Source organism: Nostoc flagelliforme FACHB-838, from assembly GCF_014698065.1.
Classification (GTDB): Bacteria; Cyanobacteriota; Cyanobacteriia; order Cyanobacteriales; family Nostocaceae; genus Nostoc; species Nostoc flagelliforme_B.
The window spans coordinates 1-7,134 of the sequence record NZ_JACJSI010000305.1; the positions used below are offsets into that span (position 1 = coordinate 1).

Sequence of the window (7,134 nt, forward strand, 5' to 3'; positions counted from 1 at the left end):
GCGACGCTCGCCTCCTTCCCCTCCCACCTGCACGATTATCGTTTTCATTTAACTTATTTTGAGTATTTTAACTGATTGACAAAATGTGCTTTATCTTAACCTATCACCGATGGGCTTGTACCAGACATTCGCGGTTGGTGAGCTTGGTTTTAACGGTTGAGAAATGCGACATTTTTAGCTCCAAGGCTTTCAAATTAGTTTGAGAAATAGTAAAAGTGAGATATCCTTTTTGAGGTGAACACCCCAGAGGTGAACACCATATTTCCAATTCATTAGTTAGTCTTGAGCGAATTCACACTCGCCCAAGACTATTTTTTACCTGAACTTGAACGACATTACGGTAGCTTTCGATAAGCCCACATCGTCAGTCGCAAGTGATTGTAGATTGCGTTGTTCATCTAACAACTTGATGCGGATAGAATCTATCTTTTGTTGCAATTGACTACGCCCCTCACTACCAATATTCTTTGACTCAATCGCTGGATCATTAACGATAGAATCCAAGTGCGTCATCATCGCCTCCAAGCTACTGCCTGCCTCCGGTGAAGCGTTTGCCAGTAGCACTTGAACCTTCATCAGATGACGCTCCATTTTTCTTTTAAACTGTATGGGTTTCCTCCCTGGTTCCCAATCAGCCAACTCTTCAAGCAACTGTGCGGCGAGTTGTTCACCACCAGCGATCGCTGATTTTCGTAGCCTTTGCTCTAGATTTTGGTCATACTGTTGGATGAACTTGGTAATCTGATCAAGACATTCGGCTTGCTGCTGGTTCAGTTGTTCGGACAATGCCGGGATAATCACCGGACGACCAATAACGACCTGCAAATAGTCTTCAAGGTCGGTGAGAGTTGGAAATGCTCTTAACAAGTTAGCTTTGACTGATTCTTGCTTATCCTGTGCTAATTCCCAAGTGTTAAGTGAGAGGAACTGGTCAATGCGTTCCTGATAATCAAGAAGTCCCGCTTCGTAATCAGCTTTTAATTGATTGCGTAAACCAGGGGCGATATTATCCCTAATATTGATTAACTGATTCCAAACGAGTGGAGCTAAATCAATCGGACAGACCCAATCGCCAGTATCCGCAGACATCCATTCTTGAACCGAAGCAATTTCTTGCCTCAGTTGGGCAGCAGCTTCATCAAGCTTTTTGAATACCTTAATACCCCGCAAACCAACTTCGGAATTGGTAACTTTCACGAGGTCTGATTCGATTTCATAAACCTCAGCTTTTAGCACATCTGCCCATTTTGGTGCGGCAGACTTTGTACTTTTCTTCAGATGAATACGAAAGCGAATGCGAGTTTTATTTAACTGTGAGAAATTGTGGCGCTCGACTACTGCATCAGTCAGGAAATTCGCAGCAATAGGGTTGTCGATTGCTTGTACCATGATTATTGACCTCAATCATTATTTTTCAATTTCAATTAAGCGAAGCTTTCTTTGTGACTATTTGAATGTCTTTAGTAGCCCTATAGATTACTTTCGTAGAGCTATTTTGTAGTCGAACAGGTCTTTTAATCACTGGTGGCTTATGTGTTGACATGGCTCAAAATAGCTGAAGTTGCTGCGAATTATCCTGTACCACAGGTTTTTCATAAACCATGCCCTGCTCCAATTCGTAATTCGTAATTCGTAATTCGTAGTTAATACCGCGTGAATAAATTCAGGGTTTTGGAATATGGAGCAAGAGCATTTCTTTATCTTTCATAACTGAACTTAGAGTCTTGAGACTTGAATGAACTAATTATTAATTTTGCTCATAATTACGAATTACGAATTACGAATTATTTTGTCATGAGTTTGTTTCGGTTTAGTCGAAAGCTGGCTTTTTTTCTTTGATTTGGCAGAGGTAAAAATACATACTGTGGATGTTGTATACTACCCTCGTCACCCAAATATCGAGAAAGTGTACCGTTAATTTGGTAAACTTTCGATGAGCTTAACAGTGTTGAGTCGTAAACCTTAATCAAATTTAATTCCATCTTATTAGCAGTGAAGTGTGTCATAATTTCTTGTGGAATCGATTTTTCTCTACAGTCAAATTTAATTAGTCTGACTGTAGAGTTTTTCACAGATAATCTGATTCTTCTTTCGTTAAGCTGCAACTTTTTGTTTACTCGGTTTAGACAATCTAGAACCCCTACCATCTGTACATTTAGTTGTTAAAATCGGTGGGTTAACTTGACCGAATGGAGTTTGAATCTTGAGGTCAGCTTTCAGTTCTGATTGCAGTAATACAAGTTGAGTCAAATAGTAATCGACTTCTTCTAGAATCTCAGTTTCAACCTCCGAGGGTGAAAGCGGCGTAATCTGATCTGATTCCAAATATTTAATCTCTTCGGTATGGCGAGAAACCATCACAAGGTAGCGATAGCCACTACCGCAATTCTCAGCCACTACGCTATCGTGGGGCAATACTTCAATACCTATGACTTTGCCTTGTTGAGTACGTTGCCCAACATAAAACTTTGGAATCCCGTAGCCGCGTGGGAGTGTGATTGTTGGTTGCATATTCGTTACCTTTACGTTAATTATTGATTGAGAGTGACAAATATTACAGATAGAAATGCTCAAAAATTTGATTTAATTTCTCCTTTGATTCATCTGACAGAGCATTAAAATCAAACTCTTTAGAGTCCCAAACTTCATCCAGACTTGTAGACTCATCAATAATGTTTGCAATCAAACAAGATTCATTGTCATAGTTCCAGCCATTTGCTAAAAGCCACGGCAGAATTCCCTTAGATTGCAATAGTTTCTCAATGTCGAACGAGTCAGAAAACTGCTGTAAGTTTTCCATACTAGGGTGAACGATTGTTGTTGTCATTCCTTGTTATTGGTGTTAGTGAATATACAGCACAGCAAGCTGTAGACAAAGCTTGAGCGACTGATGGTATTGCTAGGTACAAGACCTGTTTACAACTAACTGGTTAATCATACTTAGGACATAACTTGAAATAAGCTTGTCACTTAAGCTGCAATAATTTATTTGGTAAGCCAGGCAGGGTTATTGATTACCTGCCTTTTCTCATCTCTACCTTTGAACTAAAACACCATTTCATTCGCAGCTTTTGTTACAGCTAAAGCCTGCTTGCTGATCTCGCGCCAGTTCGTCTCCTCGTTGTAAGATGCCATAACCAATTCAGAGCCTACCCACAGCCGACAAAACAATACACTGTCGTCATTCCCTGGTTGTGGTTGTAGGGTAACATGAGAATAAAGTTGTTGTGGAGTTAAGCTGGCTACAGCAGCTAACAAACAATAAGCAAATTGAGTATCATGCCCCGATTCAAGGATGTATGTTCGGTCAGGGTGGACTGTGGCTAACAGTTTATAGACTTCCTTACCTCGGCGTTCACACTTCTCAAATTTTAATTCTCGCAGATATCCCGTTAAGGCAGCTTGAGGGATTGGGATTTTGGCTCATTGTTAGATAAGGTATACCACAATGACCCATGCTGACGATTGCAGTAGATTTTAGAACTGCCTGCATCACTGTGTAATCCCAGTTTCGGTTTATTAAGTGAAGCGACCAACTGCTTAAGCAATTCTTCTTGACGCATCAAGTATGCTAGTAAATCTGATGTTTCTTGAGGATTCATTTGTTTAAACAATAAAGTATTTTCATACTGCTTTGGCGTAGCCTTTGGTTATAATCTATGAAGGGTAAAATCGACAATAAAATAGCGCTCTTGCTGATACAAAAGCGCTAATAGCGTTTGCTATTTTTACAATTGAGCTATCCGTGTGAAACAAACCTTGTTAACAACTCTTCACGAGATAGCTGAAGACACAGGGGAGTAAATTCTTCTGGTGTTAGCTGCAACAAACTATCAACGACTCTTGACAACTCTTCATCAACAGAACCAAACCGGAATCTCAACAAATTTTCTACAACTTGGCGTTGCCCTTCTTGTACCGCTTGCGCTCTTGCTTCTTGATAAGCTTCTGTTAAGTTCATGATTAACTCCTGATCATCTTCGGTTAAATCTGTTTGTGTCATCACGCTTATACGCCACCTGTAAACCATTTCAAGAACATTACGGCGGAGAAGATTCTCTGGTGGAAGGGCAACCAATTCACTTACTGCTTGCTGTTGTACTGTCCCTCGTCCCAAAAGCCTAAACCATAAAGTTTCTTCGGTGACAGGTAACTCGTTAATTACTAGGATCGCGCCTCTAAAACATTTTTGGAAAAAGTAAACTCCAGTCATCCACTTTTCTAAGTCTAGCTTAACCTCTAAATCTGCTAACAGAGAGGCTGAAGCGCTAGGCGATATAATCCACAAACGAGCTAAATCATCCTCGCTAATGGTAGTTTCTTCTCTTTTGGCTTTGCGTTGAGAATCCGCAATCACAGTAAACAGCTTCATGAAACAGTTACGTACTTCCGTCCTGCTGGGCTGATTCCGAAATGGTTCCAATAGCGTTGTATTGAGTAGAGCAATTCTTCCCAGCAATCCTAGATTTTCTGCTTGGGCTTGCGGGTAAGGTAAAAATAATACATCTACAAATCTAGTTACATCCGTTACTTCTCTGTTAATTTTTACTTCACCTAAAGGAGCCAGTAGCTCTTCTAAAAATTCCTTGGCAAATTTGTCGTGAGGTTGGTGAGGTTGTTGGGTCATTTTCTCCCTGGCGAACTGTGTTTTATTTTACAAGGGTTGAGAAAACCTTGGTGGTGGGTATAGAAACCCACCTTTTTATCGCTCTTTCATCACTCTGGGGAAAGTATAATAAGAAACAAATAGCTGAGTTCTAGAGTTGATCGATGATAGCGCCCAGAAAAGCAGCCAGAACTGTCCATTTTGTGGATGATTACTGTGCGGTATATAAAGACATCTTTCCAGAAGTAAGAAGTTTTGAAAGTTTTAAATATCTTCATATAGGAATGATATCTCAAATCAAGAGAAAGTCCTTACCAGGAATAGCTAAAGTTGTAGGATTAAGTAATGAACAATCTCTACATCATTTCTTAACTTAATCCCCGTGGAAGATTAAAGCCTTGAGGGAGAGGAGATTGTCTATAACATTATCAATGTTGAAAGGAGAATCATTTATATTAGTAATAGATGAAACCGGAGACAAGAAAAAAGGACACAGTACAGATTACGTATCGAGACAATACATAGGAAATTTGGGTAAAGTAGAAAATGGTCTAGTATCAGTGAATGCTTATGGAGTATTAGGGACAATAGTTTTTCCGTTAACTTTTAAAATATTCAAGCCGAAAGCAACTTTACGAGAAGAAGATATATATAAAACTAAACCAGAATTAGCTGGAGAAATTATTCAGGAATTAAGAGAGTTAGGATTTAAATTTGAGGTAGTTTTAGCAGACTGCTTATATGGAGAAAGTAAAACTTTTCGCAAAGTTTTGGACGAGTATGAGTTAAAGTACATATTAGCAGTGCGTAGTAATCATCAAGCCTGGTCGGGAGTACCAAAGGTAGAAAATAGTGTCTGGCATACGTTTGACCGCATATTTGGTAATGGCAAAGAACAAATTTATTATATCCAAGAGATTATCTGTCCAGGTGAAGAAGAGCTAAGATACTGGAAAACAACGAAAGATATATTGAAAGAGCGAAAAAATACAACTTGGTATTTAATGACCAATTTACCAGGAGAAATTAGACAGAAAGTTGGTAACACTTATGGATTCCGTAATTGGATTGAATATGGCTTGAAACAAGCTAAGAATGAATTAGGATGGGCTGACTTCCGGTTCACTAATTATTATCAGATTCAAAGATGGTGGGAAGTTGTATGTTGCGTATATTTAATGGTAAGCTGGCACGCGATTGAAAGGGAACTAGCCAATAAAGCTCAAACAGAAAATAAAAATATTCCACCATTATCCCAGAAAGAGCCTGATGATTACAGTCGACATGAGTGGTGGAATTTTACCCTGGGATGGAAGTCTACTTTAAATAATTTGTACTTGATTATTCAACCGTATGTATTTTTTAATTTACTCAAGCCTTGGTTAGATGTTTTTCATATTCCTCTTTTAAAAAGCGGATTTATTTCTCTACAAAATCTCATGAATCAGTTTCAGGGTTACATGACATTCAACTCTGGATAAATTTCAGGAAAACTATTTTTATCTAACCAGAGTGATGAAAGAGCGTTATTTACGCCGCTACCAACTCCCGACAAATTTGCGGCAGTTCAATCGGAGCAGTTGCCCTGGACAGCCCCTCTACAGCCTCTTTCACGCTCCAATACCGTACTCCATCCCCACAGCGCCAATAGTAAGTCTTGGGGTCGTTTTCCCATAATTCATCAGCGTTTCTGACCTTGAAGACAATTCCCAAGAACTTACCATCTAGATATACATTGTGAGCCGTCTGAAGGTCAGTGCGTCCTACATAAGTCAGTCGATAGTCGTCTACTGGTGTACACAAGTCTTCTGCACGAGTACCGCGATACCCGCAGTTACCGCACCCATGCCCTTCGCAGTCTGGACAGATGGCAGCAGGCATATTCCACTTCGGCAGTGTAAAATCCCATTCAGCCGGTGGGGTTAATATTCGAGCCTTGTGAGAGATATAACAACCAGCGTGACCGATTACTTTATCAGAATGGTATTGGACGCTCAACGATAGCCAGTCACAATCACCTAACAAGCCAATTTTCTCAGCAGCTTGTTTCAATTCCTCATCTTTCTTGTGATTGCACTCTACTGGAGCAGAAAGACTCGCTTTTACCTCTGCAACAGCGCGTTTGAAGGATTGTTTGTGGTATCGAGCATAGCCGTGGGTCATTTTCACCCAGACGATATCATCACTGTTGATCCAGATAGTCACTACATCTTCGGGCTTGCAGTTTTTGGAGTAGTCCGACTGATTTACGATGGTTGCAATGATTTGGCGATCCTGTGTGGTTAGCGGATCTCTTGTTGGTGCAGGGGCTAAATTTTGTGTCATCATTAGAAATTGCCTCTTATTTAATAAGTGGGGGGCATAGGGGCGATCGCACAGTTTGTCCGACCAGCGATCGTCCTATTTTTATTGGTTAGTTTGTTGTGCTTTCAGCACAACACTCTCAATTTAGAATTGGCGAAGCCTCATATTTATGGCTCCTAGCCAGTGACCGGAGCTTGCTACAGCAGCATATCTCTTGATCAGGC

Annotated in this window: 8 protein-coding genes and 1 pseudogene; 1 reads left to right on the top strand and 8 read right to left on the bottom strand. The window is 40.2% G+C overall.

Annotation, left to right across the window (positions count from 1 at the left end; translation table 11 throughout):
• Window positions 1-315: 315 nt before the first annotated feature.
• From H6G97_RS41695 to H6G97_RS41720, 7 genes are all read right to left on the bottom strand, one after another.
• Complete coding sequence (locus H6G97_RS41695) at window positions 316-1,389, bottom strand: hypothetical protein (protein WP_190946444.1); 1,074 nt, start codon at window positions 1,387-1,389, stop codon at window positions 316-318.
• A gap of 395 nt (window positions 1,390-1,784) precedes the next feature.
• Window positions 1,785-2,006 (bottom strand): hypothetical protein, encoded by a 222-nt coding sequence (locus H6G97_RS41700; protein ID WP_242055942.1) that lies wholly within the window; start codon window positions 2,004-2,006, stop codon window positions 1,785-1,787.
• Between the two features lie 88 nt (window positions 2,007-2,094).
• Window positions 2,095-2,511, bottom strand: coding sequence for a hypothetical protein (locus H6G97_RS41705; RefSeq protein WP_190946445.1), 417 nt, complete (start codon window positions 2,509-2,511; stop codon window positions 2,095-2,097).
• A gap of 43 nt (window positions 2,512-2,554) precedes the next feature.
• Window positions 2,555-2,827: a hypothetical protein gene (locus tag H6G97_RS41710; protein ID WP_190946446.1), complete on the bottom strand. Its 273-nt coding sequence runs from the start codon at window positions 2,825-2,827 to the stop codon at window positions 2,555-2,557.
• A 218-nt stretch (window positions 2,828-3,045) separates the two neighbouring features.
• Window positions 3,046-3,258, bottom strand: a complete 213-nt coding sequence (locus H6G97_RS53920; protein ID WP_242055943.1) for a hypothetical protein — start codon at window positions 3,256-3,258, stop codon at window positions 3,046-3,048.
• 134 nt (window positions 3,259-3,392) lie between these two features.
• On the bottom strand, window positions 3,393-3,614 hold the full coding sequence (locus H6G97_RS53925) for a hypothetical protein (RefSeq protein WP_242055944.1): 222 nt from the start codon (window positions 3,612-3,614) through the stop codon (window positions 3,393-3,395).
• Between the two features lie 125 nt (window positions 3,615-3,739).
• Complete coding sequence (locus tag H6G97_RS41720) at window positions 3,740-4,627, bottom strand: hypothetical protein (protein ID WP_190946447.1); 888 nt, start codon at window positions 4,625-4,627, stop codon at window positions 3,740-3,742.
• 143 nt (window positions 4,628-4,770) lie between these two features.
• Here H6G97_RS41720 and H6G97_RS41725 point away from each other — a divergent pair.
• Window positions 4,771-6,087 (top strand): annotated as a pseudogene (locus tag H6G97_RS41725) (IS701 family transposase).
• Between the two features lie 49 nt (window positions 6,088-6,136).
• Here H6G97_RS41725 and H6G97_RS41730 read toward each other — a convergent pair.
• Window positions 6,137-6,934 (bottom strand): hypothetical protein, encoded by a 798-nt coding sequence (locus H6G97_RS41730; protein ID WP_190946448.1) that lies wholly within the window; start codon window positions 6,932-6,934, stop codon window positions 6,137-6,139.
• Between the last annotated feature and the right edge of the window lie 200 nt (window positions 6,935-7,134).

Excerpts from the sequence above, each read along its gene's own strand:
- H6G97_RS41695 (WP_190946444.1), bottom strand. The coding sequence starts at position 1,389 with ATGGTACAAGCAATCGACAACCCTATTGCTGCGAATTTCCTGACTGAT.
- H6G97_RS41700 (WP_242055942.1), bottom strand. The coding sequence starts at position 2,006 with ATGACACACTTCACTGCTAATAAGATGGAATTAAATTTGATTAAGGTT.
- H6G97_RS41705 (WP_190946445.1), bottom strand. The coding sequence starts at position 2,511 with ATGCAACCAACAATCACACTCCCACGCGGCTACGGGATTCCAAAGTTT.
- H6G97_RS41710 (WP_190946446.1), bottom strand. The coding sequence starts at position 2,827 with ATGACAACAACAATCGTTCACCCTAGTATGGAAAACTTACAGCAGTTT.
- H6G97_RS41720 (WP_190946447.1), bottom strand. The coding sequence starts at position 4,627 with ATGACCCAACAACCTCACCAACCTCACGACAAATTTGCCAAGGAATTT.
- H6G97_RS41730 (WP_190946448.1), bottom strand. The coding sequence starts at position 6,934 with ATGATGACACAAAATTTAGCCCCTGCACCAACAAGAGATCCGCTAACC.